Source organism: Salifodinibacter halophilus (assembly GCA_012999515.1).
Lineage (GTDB): Bacteria > Pseudomonadota > Gammaproteobacteria > Nevskiales > Salinisphaeraceae > Salifodinibacter > Salifodinibacter halophilus.
The window spans coordinates 1-390 of sequence record JABEEB010000047.1 but is presented as its reverse complement, the minus strand read 5'-3'; the positions used below and the strand labels follow the sequence as shown (position 1 = coordinate 390).

Annotated in this window: 1 protein-coding gene; it reads right to left on the bottom strand. The window is 75.6% G+C overall.

All coding sequences use genetic code 11. The annotated features are described in order from the left end of the window. The coding region (locus HKX41_10610) for a peptide ABC transporter substrate-binding protein (GenBank protein ID NNC24582.1) at positions 1-390 on the bottom strand (390 nt) is incomplete at both ends.

Genomic DNA, 390 nt, shown 5'->3' with positions numbered 1-390 from the left:
CCACGGTGTGCGGGTCCGGCGCGCTCACGCCCAGGCGCTCGGGCGGCAGATCGCCGGCCTGCACCGCCTGGGCGCCGTCGAGCGCGTCGAACAATTCGCCGAACGGCGCGGCGGTGGCCGGGGCGAAGGCGCGCCGGAAGCTGGCCACCACCTGCGCCGCGTCGAGCGCTTCGCCGTTGCTCCAGCGCAGGCCGGGGCGCAGGGCGAAGGTCCAGGTGCGGCCGTCGGCCGATACCGTCCAGCGCTCGGCCAGGCCCGGCACCAGCCGGCCTTGCGCGTCTTCGGTCACCAGGCCTTCGTACAGATCGCGCAGCACGTTGCCGCAGGCGACCTCCTGGCAGCGGTGCGCGTCCAGCGTGCTCGGCTCGGGCCCGTTGCCGCGTTCGAGCT